General features: G+C 66.6%; 1 protein-coding gene. It reads right to left on the bottom strand.

The annotated features are described in order from the left end of the window. A partial coding sequence (locus tag RND78_RS27875) for a ShlB/FhaC/HecB family hemolysin secretion/activation protein (protein ID WP_312733462.1) occupies nucleotides 1–637 on the bottom strand: 637 nt, incomplete at both ends.

Here is a 637-nt window from a genome sequence, read left to right as displayed (position 1 = left end):
ATAACTCAGGGTGGCGGTGTACTTGCGGTAGCGCGCCGTGGGCTGGCCGGGGCCGTGGGTGAGGTCGCCCTGGGCGGCGAAGGCGCCGATGCCGCGCTGCCAGCCCAGGTCGAGGTTGACGAAGGCACTGCCGAAGCGCCGGCCATGGTTGAACCCGACTTGCAGCTCGGTGATGCGGTTGCTGCTGACGGCGAGGCGGCTGTCTTCGATGTAGTTGTCGGTGTGCAGCAGGGACAGGCCGCTGCTCAGCGCGGTCTTGCTCACGGCGTCGCGGTGCACCACTCGCTCGGCCTTGAATTGCTGGTTCTCGCTCTGGCCACTCTGTTCGAAGGCGAAGCCGTTCGACTCGGCCTGGGAGCGATAGCGGCTCTGGCTGTAGTTGTAGTCGAAGGTCCACCAGCCCCAGGGCAGGCTGTAGGCCAGATAGCCATTCTTCGACAGCTGGTGGCTGTCGCTCACCCCGTCGTGACCGCCGCGCAGTACCAGCTGATCGGCCAGCCCCAGGGGGTTGTCCCATTCGAAACCCAGGCCCCACTGCTGCTCGCCGGTGCTGGCCTGGCCATTGTTGTTGCGCGACAACGACGCCCGCCAGGGCTTGCCAGGGGTGTTCTTGAGCTGGACCACACTGCCCCCGACC

This window comes from Pseudomonas oryzihabitans (assembly GCF_032027545.1).
Taxonomy (GTDB): domain Bacteria; phylum Pseudomonadota; class Gammaproteobacteria; order Pseudomonadales; family Pseudomonadaceae; genus Chryseomonas; species Chryseomonas oryzihabitans_F.
The sequence above is the reverse complement of the archived record's forward strand: the minus strand, read 5'-3'. Positions and strand labels throughout refer to the sequence as shown.